At 56.4% G+C, this 13,131-nt stretch carries 15 protein-coding genes, 1 tRNA gene and 1 pseudogene; 8 read left to right on the top strand and 9 right to left on the bottom strand.

The window, feature by feature from the left end; all coding sequences use genetic code 11:
* The first annotated feature begins 13 nt into the window (after positions 1-13).
* The 6 genes from AC5SEM_RS27555 (at position 14) to AC5SEM_RS27530 (ending at position 5,212) form a co-directional block, all read left to right on the top strand.
* Positions 14-763: an ABC transporter substrate-binding protein gene (locus tag AC5SEM_RS27555; protein WP_034153033.1), complete on the top strand. Its 750-nt coding sequence runs from the start codon at positions 14-16 to the stop codon at positions 761-763.
* Positions 764-841: 78 nt separating this feature from the next.
* Positions 842-1,537: an ABC transporter permease gene (locus tag AC5SEM_RS27550; RefSeq protein ID WP_077570291.1), complete on the top strand. Its 696-nt coding sequence runs from the start codon at positions 842-844 to the stop codon at positions 1,535-1,537.
* Entirely contained in the window at positions 1,534-2,223 is a 690-nt protein-coding gene (locus AC5SEM_RS27545; RefSeq protein WP_007909164.1) for an ABC transporter permease, read from the top strand. The genes AC5SEM_RS27550 and AC5SEM_RS27545 overlap by 4 nt, the downstream gene beginning before the upstream one ends.
* Positions 2,204-3,439 carry a methyltransferase gene (locus AC5SEM_RS27540; RefSeq protein ID WP_495471694.1) on the top strand — a complete coding sequence of 412 codons (1,236 nt, stop codon included), beginning with the start codon at positions 2,204-2,206 and terminating at the stop codon, positions 3,437-3,439. Before AC5SEM_RS27545 ends, AC5SEM_RS27540 begins: the two co-directional genes overlap by 20 nt.
* Positions 3,440-3,869: 430 nt before the next feature.
* Positions 3,870-3,945 (top strand) — tRNA-Thr (locus AC5SEM_RS27535).
* Between the two features lie 277 nt (positions 3,946-4,222).
* A complete protein-coding gene (locus tag AC5SEM_RS27530; RefSeq protein WP_495471693.1) occupies positions 4,223-5,212 on the top strand; it encodes an Abi family protein in 990 nt (329 codons plus the stop codon).
* A 423-nt stretch (positions 5,213-5,635) separates the two neighbouring features.
* Here the strand turns inward: AC5SEM_RS27530 and AC5SEM_RS27525 are convergent.
* Positions 5,636-5,779: pseudogene (locus AC5SEM_RS27525) on the bottom strand (helix-turn-helix domain-containing protein); the annotation flags it as partial.
* Between the two features lie 474 nt (positions 5,780-6,253).
* Between AC5SEM_RS27525 and AC5SEM_RS27520 the strand changes: the two are divergent.
* The gene (locus AC5SEM_RS27520) at positions 6,254-6,535 is read left to right on the top strand and encodes a DUF3077 domain-containing protein (RefSeq protein ID WP_064388945.1); all 282 of its coding nucleotides are present in this window, start codon (positions 6,254-6,256) and stop codon (positions 6,533-6,535) included.
* Positions 6,536-6,578: 43 nt separating this feature from the next.
* Here the strand turns inward: AC5SEM_RS27520 and AC5SEM_RS27515 are convergent, their stop codons facing one another.
* The 3 genes from AC5SEM_RS27515 to AC5SEM_RS27505 form a co-directional block, all read right to left on the bottom strand.
* Positions 6,579-7,244, bottom strand: a complete 666-nt coding sequence (locus AC5SEM_RS27515) for an RES family NAD+ phosphorylase (RefSeq protein WP_495473508.1) — start codon at positions 7,242-7,244, stop codon at positions 6,579-6,581.
* 11 nt (positions 7,245-7,255) lie between these two features.
* Complete coding sequence (locus AC5SEM_RS27510) at positions 7,256-7,663, bottom strand: MbcA/ParS/Xre antitoxin family protein (protein ID WP_495471692.1); 408 nt, start codon at positions 7,661-7,663, stop codon at positions 7,256-7,258.
* 282 nt (positions 7,664-7,945) lie between these two features.
* Entirely contained in the window at positions 7,946-8,158 is a 213-nt protein-coding gene (locus tag AC5SEM_RS27505; protein ID WP_212620606.1) for a hypothetical protein, read from the bottom strand.
* A gap of 362 nt (positions 8,159-8,520) precedes the next feature.
* On the opposite strand from AC5SEM_RS27505, the gene AC5SEM_RS27500 reads away from it, so the two are divergent.
* Positions 8,521-9,447, top strand: coding sequence for a LysR family transcriptional regulator (locus AC5SEM_RS27500; RefSeq protein WP_137218341.1), 927 nt, complete (start codon positions 8,521-8,523; stop codon positions 9,445-9,447).
* Here AC5SEM_RS27500 and AC5SEM_RS27495 read toward each other — a convergent pair.
* The 5 genes from AC5SEM_RS27495 to AC5SEM_RS27475 form a co-directional block, all read right to left on the bottom strand.
* Entirely contained in the window at positions 9,364-9,681 is a 318-nt protein-coding gene (locus tag AC5SEM_RS27495) for an AzlD domain-containing protein (RefSeq protein WP_007952614.1), read from the bottom strand. The two genes, AC5SEM_RS27500 and AC5SEM_RS27495, sit on opposite strands and share 84 nt — an antisense overlap.
* Entirely contained in the window at positions 9,660-10,376 is a 717-nt protein-coding gene (locus AC5SEM_RS27490; RefSeq protein ID WP_194935420.1) for an AzlC family ABC transporter permease, read from the bottom strand. The genes AC5SEM_RS27495 and AC5SEM_RS27490 overlap by 22 nt, the downstream gene beginning before the upstream one ends.
* The gene (locus tag AC5SEM_RS27485) at positions 10,373-10,750 is read right to left on the bottom strand and encodes a GNAT family N-acetyltransferase (protein WP_007909123.1); all 378 of its coding nucleotides are present in this window, start codon (positions 10,748-10,750) and stop codon (positions 10,373-10,375) included. Before AC5SEM_RS27485 ends, AC5SEM_RS27490 begins: the two co-directional genes overlap by 4 nt.
* A gap of 79 nt (positions 10,751-10,829) precedes the next feature.
* Positions 10,830-11,576 (bottom strand): 2OG-Fe dioxygenase family protein, encoded by a 747-nt coding sequence (locus AC5SEM_RS27480; protein ID WP_034151909.1) that lies wholly within the window; start codon positions 11,574-11,576, stop codon positions 10,830-10,832.
* A 232-nt stretch (positions 11,577-11,808) separates the two neighbouring features.
* The gene (locus AC5SEM_RS27475) at positions 11,809-13,113 is read right to left on the bottom strand and encodes an OprD family porin (protein ID WP_077570275.1); all 1,305 of its coding nucleotides are present in this window, start codon (positions 13,111-13,113) and stop codon (positions 11,809-11,811) included.
* Between the last annotated feature and the right edge of the window lie 18 nt (positions 13,114-13,131).

The raw sequence follows: 13,131 nt of genomic DNA, 5'->3' as shown, positions 1-13,131 counted from the left end.
CGGAGCAACATGCATGCAGAATTTCAAGAAGGTCTTCCTGGCCGCCGCCGTCACCCTCGCGTTCAGCGCCGGGGCCATGGCTGAAACCCTGAAGATGGGCATCGAAGCGGCCTACCCGCCGTTCAACAACAAAGATGCCAGCGGCAACGTGGTCGGCTTCGACAAAGACATCGGCGACGCTCTGTGCGCGAAGATGAAAGTCGAGTGCACCGTAGTCACTTCCGACTGGGACGGCATCATCCCAGCCCTGAACGCGAAGAAGTTCGACTTCCTGATCTCCTCGCTGTCGATCACCGAAGAGCGCAAAGGCGCGGTCGACTTCACCGACCCGTACTACTCGAACAAGCTGCAGTTCATCGCCCCGAAAAACGTCGACTTCAAAACCGACAAGGACTCGCTGAAAGGCAAGACCATCGGTACTCAGCGCGCCACTCTGGCCGGTACCTGGCTGGAAGACACCTACGCCGATGACATCAAAGTCAGCCTCTACGACACCCAGGAAAACGCCTACCTCGACCTGACTTCCGGTCGTGTCGACGCGATCCTCGCCGACAAGTACGCCAACTATGACTGGCTGAAAAGCGACGCTGGCAAGAACTACGAGTTCAAAGGTGACCCGGTCGTAGAAAGCGACAAGATCGGCATCGCTGTGCGCAAAGGCGACCCCCTGCGTGAGAAGTTGAACGCTGCTCTGAAGGAAATCGTCGCCGACGGTACCTACAAGAAGATCAACGACAAGTACTTCCCGTTCAGCATCTACTGATCCTGACCTGTGGGACTGGCGCCGTGATGCAACGGCGCCGGCTCCCGACTTTGCCTGCCGCAATTTGAACAGAAACCCATGATTATCGACCTCTACGGATTCGGCCCGGCGCTCGCTGCCGGCGCGCTGATGACCGTCCAACTGGCCCTCACCGCCCTATGCCTGGGTCTGGTGCTCGGCCTGCTCGGCGCCTTGGCCAAGACTTCCCCGTACAAGCCGCTGCAATGGCTTGGCGGCACCTATTCGACCCTTGTGCGCGGCGTCCCGGAATTGCTCTGGGTGCTGTTGATCTACTTCGGTACGGTCAACCTGATGCGCGCCCTCGGTGAGTACTTCGGCAACCCCGACCTGCAACTCAACGCCTTCGCCGCCGGTGTGATCGCCCTCGGCCTGTGCTTCGGCGCCTACGCCACGGAAGTGTTTCGCGGCGCGATCCTCGCCATTCCCAAAGGCCACCGTGAGGCCGGCCAGGCCCTGGGCCTGTCGAAATGGCGGATCTTCACCCGGCTGATCATGCCGCAGATGTGGCGCATCGCCCTGCCCGGCCTGGGCAATCTGTTCATGATCCTGATGAAAGACACTGCGCTGGTCTCGGTGATCGGTCTGGAAGAAATCATGCGTCACGCGCAAATCGGCGTGACCGTGTCGAAACAACCGTTCACCTTCTATATGGTCGCCGCGATCATGTACCTGGGCCTGACCGTGCTGGCCATGACCGGCATGCACTTCCTGGAAAAACGCGCCGCTCGCGGCTTTGCGAGGAGCGCTTCATGAACTGGGAAGTGATCATCAAGTGGCTGCCGAAACTGGCGCAGGGCGCGACCCTGACCCTGGAGCTGGTGGCCATCGCCGTGATTGCCGGTCTGCTGCTGGCAATTCCGCTGGGCATCGCCCGCTCTTCGAAGCTGTGGTACGTGCGCTCGCTGCCTTACGCCTACATCTTCTTTTTCCGTGGCACGCCGTTGCTGGTTCAGCTGTTCCTGGTTTATTACGGACTGGCGCAGTTCGACGCGGTGCGTGAAAGCGCGTTGTGGCCGTACCTGCGCGATCCGTTCTGGTGCGCGACAGTGACCATGACGCTGCACACCGCTGCGTATATCGCCGAGATTTTGCGCGGGGCGATTCAAGCAATTCCGCCGGGCGAAATCGAAGCGGCACGAGCCTTGGGCATGTCCAAGCCGAAAGCGATGTTCTACATCATCCTCCCGCGTGCCGCGCGCATCGGCCTTCCGGCCTACAGCAACGAAGTGATCCTGATGCTTAAGGCCAGCGCGCTGGCCAGCACCGTGACTTTGCTGGAACTGACCGGCATGGCGCGCACGATCATTGCCCGCACCTATCTGCCGGTGGAGATCTTCTTCGCGGCGGGCGTGTTCTATCTGTTGATGGCTTACGTGCTGGTACGCGGCTTCAAGCTGCTGGAGCGCTGGCTGCGCGTCGATGCCTGCCAAGGGCGTTGATACTTCCTACGTGCTGACGGGCGAGGACTTACTCGCCCGCTTCACGGCGCTGGATGCTTTTTTGATTGAGCATCAGGCACTGTGGAAACCTCGACCGTTCACTCATCTTTCGCTTGCTTGGGAAGCGTCCTACCCGGAACTGGCCTTGTGGCTACGCGGGCGGTCGCTGGAAGAGGCGGAAAACGCTCACAACCAACCTGCTGATCTTGTTGATGCGCCGGAGCCGTTTGCTACATTGGCGGCATTGTCGGCTGAACTGAGTGCTGTTGGTGAGTTGCCGGGGCATGCGCTGGAAGCTGCGGGGCATCGGTTGAATGTCGATGTGCCGGGACGCAAGTGGCGGCAGATCGAGGCATTTGCCAGTCGTTTGTCCTTTGCCTCGCAGCCGACGCATTGGCTGGATTGGTGTTCGGGCAAGGGTCATTTGGGTCGGCGCTTGTTGGACTCGGGGCAACAACTGACTTGCGTTGAATACGACCCTCTGTTGGTCGCCAGCGGTCAGACCTTGAGTCAGCGTCATCACTTACATGCACTGCATGTCGAACAGGATGTGCTTGCGGCGGACGCCCCAGCCGTATTGAACGCCACCCATACACCCGTCGCTCTCCACGCCTGCGGGGATCTGCATGTACGTTTGATGCAACTGGCCAGCGCTGCAGGTTGCCAGCAAATGGCGATCGCGCCCTGCTGCTACAACCGCATCAGTCGCAGCGAATATCAGGCATTGTCCTGCGAAGGATCGGTATCGCTCCTACAGCTCTCGGTAGAAGATCTGGCGCTGCCGATGAGCGAAACCGTCACCGCCGGGGCACGCGTCCGACGCCAGCGTGACACCTCGATGGCCCGTCGTCTGGCCTTCGACCTGCTGCAACGGCAAGTGCGTGGCGTCGACGAATACCTGCCAACGCCCTCTCTGCCCAGCGCCTGGTTGGACAAAACCTTCGCCGATTACTGCCGCGATCTGGCAGCGCTGAAAGAGTTATCCACAATCGGCTCGCCAGATTGGTCCGCACTCGAAGCGGTCGGTTGGCAGCGGTTGGCCGAAGTTCGCAACCTCGAATTGCTTCGCGGATTGTTCCGACGGCCGCTGGAGCTTTGGCTGAATCTGGATCGGGCGCTTTTCCTTGAACAACAGGGCTACACCGTCCGCCTCGGCACCTTCTGCGACACCCCGCTGACTCCGCGTAATTTGCTGCTACTGGCCGAACGCGTTTAAAACATCACAGCCTGTGGATAACTCTGTTGATGGTTTTCCCATGGATCCAATATCTGCGCCTGTTTCGCTGCGTTAACAGCGCTGGTCATTTTTTGTTCACATGAATAAAAAACCTGTAAAACAGGGATTTGCGAACAAAATGAGAATGGCTTCACAAAACCCCGCCTGAGTCCGATTTCGTGGCTCTCAGTTGTGCATAAGCTGCCAATCAAAACGACATAACCGCCGAATAATGGGCTTACCGAGCGAATAATTGCGGCGCTCGAGAAAGCTGAAATTCAACTGTGCACCCTGTCAAACAGCCCTATCGTACGTAAGGCGCAAATCCTACGTTGCACATTGCGCAGGGCTTAATTTGCTGCGATGCAAAAATAGTCTGAATTCAGGGGTTTACAGGATCTTCCCAATCGCTATAATCGTCGCCCACAACGCCGGTATAGCTCAGTTGGTAGAGCAACTGACTTGTAATCAGTAGGTCCCGGGTTCGACTCCTGGTGCCGGCACCATACAAAACGAAGCCCCTGCAGAAATGCAGGGGCTTTGTTGTTTTTGGCGTTTGGAACTCCGTAGGAGCTTCAGCATCGCTGAGATGCGATCAGCGACGCCACTCAATCAACAGACCAACTCAGCCCGCGCGCCTCGACCCGTTACAATTTCACATCAGCCCAACATTGACGGGCTCTTACACCTACCTATAATGCACCCCAACACACCCGCCAAGCCTAGGTTGACCCTGTCAGCAAGCTCAAATCGTGCGGGTTTTTTTTGCCTGGAGAAAACTACATGAGGCCCTTCGACAAGCCGGCCCTCAGCGTAGAACAGCAATTGGAACTGCTAAAGCAACGAGGCCTGCAAGTCGCAAACGACGAGCGCGCCATGCGTTTCCTGGAAGTGGTCACGCTGTTTCGCTTGAGCCCCTATATGCGCCCTTTTCAGGAAACAAACCCTGAACACACCTTCAAACCTGGTAGCAGTCTGAAAGCAGTCGTCGACATCTACCGTTTCGATGGTTCGTTGCGACGCATTACCATGGATGCTATCGAACGTGTCGAAGTCGCCATACGAGCGACTATCAGCAATCACATGTGCCCGAAGTACGGGCCTGACTGGATAGCTGATGCGTCAATCTTCTCCTCGTCATACTCACATTCGGATTTATTGCGGCCCCTGCGAGATCAACTGAGCAAGGAACGCAACAAACTTGGACGTGAGATTGATCGTATAAAAAAGAGCAGCCGAGCAGATCAGATCCAGCAGCAGCGAATTGAAAATCGCACGCGCGATAACTATTTTCGATTCTACGGATCAACATATTCCAATCCCGAGTTGCCGCCCGCTTGGGCTGTTCTGGAAGAGCTTAGCCTTGGGACGGTATCCACCCTGTTCAATGCCATAGGCAAAAGCGTCGACAAAAAAGCGATCGCGAGCAGATTCAATCTCCCCTTCGAAGTACTGGCCTCCTGGCTCCACACTTTGACCTTCATTCGAAACTGCTGCGCCCACCACGCACGACTATGGAACAGAGAGCTCTCGATTCGACCATCCTTACCTAAAGAATGGGTCATCCAAAATGCACCTGGCGATCGGCCTCAGCCCAAGCAGCGGCTATTCATAGTACTAACGATGCTAGCGTATCTAACCGATTTGATCAGTCCAGACAGCCATTGGAAATTTCACTTGGCCGAAATGATGGACGAAAGAGAGCCGGGTTATTTGAGACTTATGGGATTTCCAGATGACTGGAAACGGCAACCGCAGTGGTGTTTGGGGTAGGGAAGACATACGTCTTGTTTTTTTGCCATTGCGTCTGGAGAAATGTCAGGAGCGAACGCAGGCCTAAAGCAAAATGTGGTGCCTGAACCACAGATTGCCAACCGTGGATCCGTTCGTCCGGTACCGCACCATACAAAACAAAGCCCCTGCAGAAATGCAGGGGCTTTGTTGTTTCTGGGCGTCTATATCTTTAACCGCGTTTCACCTTCAGTAGAAATAGAGTCTCTCCTCCGCACACGTCGATCTAATTGCCAGACGCCCTTCTCCCAAAAAGCACAGCTTCTGACCAAAACGCTCAAATTTCCGCTTTTATGCCAAATTATGAACTGGCAATAATTATGGCGAGCCCATAAAAAAGTGTAACTGCATGAGCAGCGTTTCTCAGCGCACTGAACCGCCTGACTCAATGGCAACCCGGTTTCCCAGTCCAAGAGTGCTTGATGCCTCGACGCTTGGTTTCTCCGCCGCAGAGAACGGCATCGGCGTTACGCGCGCGGCTTCACCGGCCTTCATCTGACGTACAGACTCCAGTAAATCCTGCTGGAATTGCTCCAGTTCATCGACCATCTCTGATCTCCTCGTTTTGTTGCTTAGAAAAGGCTAAGGACAAGTCATGACCGACAAAACGCACGGCGCGAAATCCTGAGAAATCTGCTGTAACGAGAAGCCAAGCAAAGCCACTACTGGCCACGATTGCGCGCCTGGTACTCCCCAAGCTACCGTCAAACCCGTCGCTGCCAATTCAGCGACCGGGCCTGATAACCCGGGTAAGATACAGGCGCACCAGCGCCCCAACTCACGTTTGCCGGCGCATTTTTTGTGTCTGCATTACCGTGCAATGGCGGCTGTGCGTGGGAGACCTTCGGGTCTGCCGGGTTCCTGTATCTCCGGTTTATCAGCCCGCGCATAGCTGCCACCCATTCGTCTGATAACGAATTGGCAGCTCTCATTTGATACAGGGAGTTAACAAATGAAAGGCATTGATCCGTCAGCACACCGGTCACTTCAAGTCCGTCCATCTCGAACGGCAGGTGAACCGAAATGACCCATTCTCAAGATCTGAAAACCCTCGGCCTCACCCACTTTTCCTTCCACTCCAATCAAGCGATGTTCCGCACCAATCGTGGTGTTCCCGTAATCGCCGCCCTTTCCCACGCATCCCACTTGCTTCACATCTCACGATTGCTCACTGCGGACACTTCAGTCTCGCGCGATCCTGATCTTCACGCTTATGCCTCGCAGTATTTGCAGGAATTGAGCAAAGCGCTGATCGATGATGTAGTGAAAGTGATGGATGCGCCGCCGGACAAGCCGTTGATGTAAATCAGCCACGTGAAGCCCTCGCCGTTGCGAGGGCTTTTGCGGTTCAGACCTGACTGATCTCAAACACAAAAGAAATCTTCTGCTGACTCGCGCTCCACACATAGCGCAAATGCTTGCCCTGCTTCGGAATCGATACCGCTGGAGGTCGAAACGCGGCGACGCATTCATGGCCCGGCAGGCGAACGCTGTTGTAGAGCAGTCCCCACGATTCGGTTTCGCGCAGTTGCCGGGCGAATAGCTGAGAGGGCCCGTAAGCCTCCGGATCCGGATTGTGCAGTTCGGGGTGATCGTGGCGGATATCGTGCAGCGGTTTAACCACCCGATTCACGTAAGTGCGCATGGTCAACTCAAGATCCGCTTCCTGGGTCGCCGCAAGAAATCGTTCCTGGTGATAACAGGTTTCGGAGATGGCCGCGGCTTGGCTGCTCGCAGCGTAGTAAACGCCGAAGGTGCCATCGCAGAAACGACTGCGTTTGCCGATGTGGGTAAACGCAGCCATCACCGGAGTCGAGCCGGGGCCGGAAAGTCGATCTTCGGGACGCACTCGGGCGAGAACCCCGGCCTGTTCGATCAGGCGATCGTTGGTCAGCGCTTCCAGCGCGTAGGCAACTTCCAGGTCTTCGGGATCGAGCACATCTTCGAACAGCGCAATCGGCGGAAAGCTGCTGTTGACGATCCGGTAGGCTCGCGGCCACGCCACATCAACCAAATCGGGCGCCTTCAACCGCGCACCCCGTCGAGGTAGCGGCGCACGTCGGCGATGTCGACCACGCGTCCGGCGAGCATGTAATCCAATGCTGTTTGCCCATTGAACGGCGAGGCCGTGTTCGGGCTACTGACCCACGTGTAGGCGCGTTCGCGGCTGTTGCTGAAGATGATGCTCAGCGCCTTGTGAATGCCCATCAGGTAGGAGATGCGCTCAAGGGTGTCGTTAGGCAGACGTATGTTCGGCAGATGTTTGTATTTATAGAAAGTTGTGTTGCCGACGCCGCCGAGTAATGTGCGTTGCTGCTCGGCGCTACAGCCCCAGCGCTCCATAAGGTTGAAGAAGAACTTCAGCGCGACGCGGCCCGCTTCGGGGGCATCAAGTTGTTCACGTGGGATGAGGGCTGGGGATGAGGTAGTCATTGCGCCTCTCCTGATTTGATTTGCTTTCATACTAGTACAGATATGAACCAATTTATAAATCTGATTCGCAAGCGTAGAGACAATAATCCAAACCCAGATTGACAGCTTAACTCGCGATGCCGAGAATCGGCCCAAGAGCGCGAAACCGACTGCTATCAGGTGGCGATAGTCGGCGTTAGGAACCCCACTGATGACCTGAGGATCAGTGTCCGGGTGAGACCTCTTTCCCTATTTGGGGAGTAAAAAAAGACCGACAGCGATGTCGGTTTTTTATTGCCTCAATTATTTGAGCATTCCGTCGACCGACTCAAACCGCTGCAGAATATTCAGTGCTTCCAACATCGTTTGAGCTGTCTTATCCGTAGGGATTCGTGCAACGGAAGGCCGCTCTCGAATCTCAATAACCTGGTGCTGCCGGGTGCCATTTGGGCAGTCCAGATCAACCGCTTCTTGTGATGCACTCAATTCGCCCACCTCATTCAGATCCGCAGCCATATAGGCTTGATGCCTTCCCACTGCTACTTCATCTGCTTTGACGAGTCGCCGCTATCAGCTCGGTCGCAAGTTAGCCTAAGACGCATCCACGTATTTCGCAGGCCAAAACCACTAACGTTGTCAGCCTTTTCCCCGTGAAAAATCGCCCCCTCGCACCAAAACCACGCACTTTTTTTGACCCCCATCACCCCCACGTCACCAAAAACCCCGATCCTGTGTCAGCCTCCAGCCATCGGCGAGGACATCAATTCGCTACTAAACCCGCGACAACTATGCTCAGGTGCAGGAATATAGCCAGCATTGGCGCCTGACCGGCAGTCTCGTAAACAACAATACCCAGCCCACTTCAGAGGGCATTACCCATGGATAGCAGAACCTTACGCAACCTCATGCGCATCGTGCAGACCGGCTCGTTGTCGGCCGCAGCCGAGCATTCGTGCCTGACTGTGCAGGCGTTGGCCGCGCAGTTGAACAAGGTCGAAGAGCAGTTCGGTTTCCGCTTGTTTCGACGTTCCAACAAAGGGCTGACGCTGACGCCGCAAGGCACCGAGCTGACGCCGTATATGGACAAAGTGCTGATTGCCACGCGACAGATGGAAGAGAAAGTCGAGGCATTGAAAGTGCCGGGGCAGCGCACGTTGAAGGTTGCGTTGAACAACACCTTGTCGCCTGATTTCAATCGGCGAATGATCGGACGCCTGATCGAGGTGTTTCCCGATTATCAGATGGAATTCAGCTACGCCGAGTCGATGGAAAATCTCAGCAAGCTGAAGAATGAAGACTTCGACCTGGCGGTGCTGATCGGTCCGCAGCGGCCGGGGCTGCCGAGCATTGTCTTGCCGGAGGTGCAGGTACAAGTCGTCGGTGCGCATTGCGGGCAGGAGAACGATCCGCTGACGTTGCTGGGCAACAAGTTTCAGGTTCGTCCTGCGGAAGATTGTCCATATTCCCACAGCTTTTTGCGTTTTCTCGACGCCGGGCTGGGCAATCACGAGAACGGCCAGCGCATGGTCTATTCGTGCAGTGAAACGTTGACGCTGTCGCTGATCACGCAGATGGACGCGGTCGGCATGGTTTCGCGTGAGGCCGCGCAAAAGAACGGCCTGACAATTTTCCCCGGTTTCGAGGATTTCCTCGAAGTACGCCTAGCGGTGAACAATCCGGATTTGTCGAGCCAGGCGTTGAACGATGTCGTCGATCTGCCGCTACATGAACGAGCCGAGCGCAATGTACGCAGCCGTCCCAACCGCCACACTGAGAAAGAGGTTTTTGCTGAAATACGCACATAGCAACGTCGGAATCGCGGCATAGAATTCCGGGCGATCGAGCTGTATGTGCTGATCCTTGATCAACAAGGGTGTCAGGCTGATCGCAGCGACGATCGCCACCGGCAGGTACTCCAGCGCCCGCGCAACGAACGGCGGCCAGTGCTCGGTGTTGACTTGCAGTGGCAGCGCGCGTGGCAGGAAAGTCACCGCCATCATCAGCGCGACCACCAGAATCAGGAACGTTTGGTCAGGCATACACCCACTCCGCAGCCCACAAACGTGGCGATAAACACATTGAACGGCGAACTGCCGACCAGACTCAGCGCGCCCATGCACACCACCGCAGCGGCGGCGGCGATGAGTTTGTTGCGCGTATTGCACAGCGACACCAGCACGTAGAGCATCATCGCCGTCAGGGCGTAGTCGAGCTGATATTTGATCAGGTGCGCCGCGTACTGCGCGCAAACCGCGCCGAGCAAACCGCCGAGCACCCAAGAGGTGTGGCAGAACAGATTGAAGCCGATCAGATAACGCACGTTGACCGGTGCGCCAGTGCCGAGTTTAACGCTGTGGAACGCGAAGGATTCATCCGTCAGGCCACCGGCGTAAGCCCAGCGCTCCATCCGGCTCAAACCGAGTGCGCGCAGGGCCTTGGCCATGTACACCGACATCAGCATGTGCCGTGCGTTGATCAGGAACGTGGTCAACACAATGGTGGTCAGCGAGGCGCCGCTGGAGATCAGCGCCAGTGCGGCGAATTGCGAAGCGCCGGCATACACGAACAGACACATCGCCACCGGCAGCCACATCGGCAGGCCGGCGTTGACGGCCATCAGTCCGAACACGAATGACACCGTGAAGTAGCCAGCAACTACCGGACTGGCTTCGGCAAACGTGCGCGACGGCTGATGGTTGACCATCAGCGGCGCACTGCCGGACGTTTCATTCATAGATCCCTCTCAAATGTCCGTTCGCCGTGGGGCTCGCAAAAACCCTGGGCGGTCCAAAAACGCTTGCCCGCGAGGTTAGCATCGTCGACGAACAGAAACATCCGCAACACCCCGACCCGTTTCATATCGGACGACGCCGCTTCAACCAGTCGTTGACCGACGCCTTGGCTACGATAGCGCGGGCTCACGGCCAGATGGTTGATGGTGCCGCGACTGCCGAGCATGCCGCCGAGCACCGCGCCGACAATTTCGCCGGCGATGTCGAAGGCGAGATAGGCCGTGGTGGTTTTCTGGATCAGCACGCCGCGCAGGCACTTGGCGTCCTGCCATTCGCAGAAGGACACTTCGTCGAACTGGCGGAAGAAGCGCTCCATGCGCTGCGCATCCTTGGCCGTGGCGCGTCGCAGCACCACCGGCGTCGAGCACTCGACGCCGTCGATTGGGGTGATCTGATTAGCGAACAATGTCGAAAGCGGTCCCGGGCCGCGAGAAGGAAATCGCCAGAATCTGCCGATACGCCATGGCATGCGTGTGGGTGTTACGCGCCGGGGTCACGTAGTGGCGCATGTCGCGGTCGAGGAAGTAAGTGGTGTCGAGAATTTCCTGGTAGGTGGTCGACGCCAGTTGATGCTCGTGGATGTCGTACAGGCGACTCTCCGCACCCTCGACGTTATTGCGGCCCCAGAAGTGCACACCGCTGAACGGATAACCGTCGCAGTGAATCCCTTCAGGGGTGATTTCCAGCTGTTTGCCGGGTTTGATCTCGATGCGGATCTGATGAATCTGGCACTGCCAGATTTCATCGTGCAGCTCTTCCGGCAGCACGCTTTTGTACACTTCGAAATCGGTGTCGATCAGGCTGCGCATCACCGGTGAAGTAATCACTTCATCGGAGAAGTCCTGGAAGTGCCGTACCAGGCCGCCAACGTAGGCGTTGTTCTCTTTCGACTGCACGTAGGCGCGATGTTCGAGCTGCTTCAGCTCGCGAGTCTTGGGGTTGTACTCGAAGTCGCTGTAACGACGGTAACGCATGCCGGCTTCGGCCTGACCGTAGTAGCTGTCAGGCTCCATGTTTTCCCAACTTTTGGTCAGTCTGACGAAGTCGGCAAAATGACCGTAGAGATTGAAGTCACCACCCTGGACGTTGACATATTTGTCGCGCCGTAGCGATTCGCCCACTTCTCTGTTCAAAACGATCATTACCAAATTCTCCGCTGCGTTGAGCGGCCTAATCTATTAGGTGGAGAATTTGCGTCCATGAGAAAGAATTTCAGGCATTTAAAGCCCTGTTTGAAACGGAGTTTGCAGCGCCTCAAAAACAACTTTTACATGACAAAAACACGGGTTTTTTCCGGTTTTCATCGAAAAACCGTCGAAAAAAAACCCCGAACCAGTCGGGGTTTTTCTCATGTTTCTTACACTTGATCAGGCATCAGAAGATGTTGATCGGGTAGTCCACGAATACACGCAGTTCGTTACCGCTGACGTTGTACTCGCTGGATTTCTGCGAAACACGCAGGATCGAGCTGCGCAATTTCACGCTCAGGTCTTTGGCCGGGCCAGATTGCACGACGTATTTGAACTGGTTGAAGATCTCGCGCTCGGTGCCGCCTTCGCTGGTGGAAGTGGTGATGTTGTCGCCACGCACGTAAGCGAAGTTGTAGCTCAGACCCGGTACGCCGAAAGCGCCGAAGTCGAGGCCGTAGCCCAACTGCCAGCTGCGTTCGTCTTCAGCGTTGAAGTCGGACCAGTAGGAGTTGGCCAGGTAGATGGTGTTACCACCGTCGCCAACGCGATGTTGATCTTTCTGGTAACCACCGTAGGCGTAGCCGAGGTTGCTGTCGCCGGTGGAACGCTGGTGGGCCACGGTGAACGAGTGTGGGCCAGTGGCGAACGTTGCAGCCAGGCTCCAGATCTTGTTGTCGCGACCGGTCACGATGCTTTCGCCGGGAATGGTGTTTTCGCGAACGTACGAGCTGTCGAGCTTGGTGCGGTAACCGTTGAAGTCCAGGGTCAGTGACTGATCCTTGTTGAACGGCAGCACGTAGTTGGCGTTCACGTATTGTTTCTTCAATACGTCTTCGACGTCGGAAGCGTACAACGCACCTTTGAAGTTCTCGGTGAACTGGTAGCTACCGCCCAACACGTTGATCGACTTCAGACCACCGCTGTCACGGCCTTCATCGCTCTTGCGCGATTCAGCGGTGAAACGACCGGCGTTCAGTTCCAGGCCTTTGATCTCTTTGGAAGTGATCAGGGTACCGGTGTAGCTTTCCGGCAGCAGGCGGGAGTTGTCGTAGTTCAGCACCGGCAGGGCCGGCATCTGGTCGCCGTAGGTCAACACGGTGTTGGAGAAGCGGAACTTAACTGCGGCACCGCCCTTCGCTATGTCATGGTTCGCGCGACCGTCATTTTCTTGCTTGAAGAAATCGATACCACCGGCGCCGCTGCGGCCCTTGCCGCCATCCAGACGCAGCGCGTACAGACCGAAAGCGTCGACACCGACACCCACGGTGCCTTGGGTGAAGCCGGACGAGAACGTACCGATGGCCGCTTGGCCCCACTCGGCTTTGTCTTTGTTGCCGTCTTTGTAATCACGATTGATGTAGGCATTGCGCAGCAGCACTTTGAGGCTGCTGTCCTCAACAAAACCCTTGGACTCGGCCTGGTCGTTAGCCATGGCCTGAGTGGCACTCAACATCCCCAGTGCGATCAGACTGATTCGCTTGTTCAACATTTTGTTTTCCTTATTACG

Source organism: Pseudomonas sp. CH61, assembly GCF_059429415.1.
Note: the sequence above shows the minus strand (reverse complement) of the source record. Positions and strands in the feature narration are given on the sequence as shown.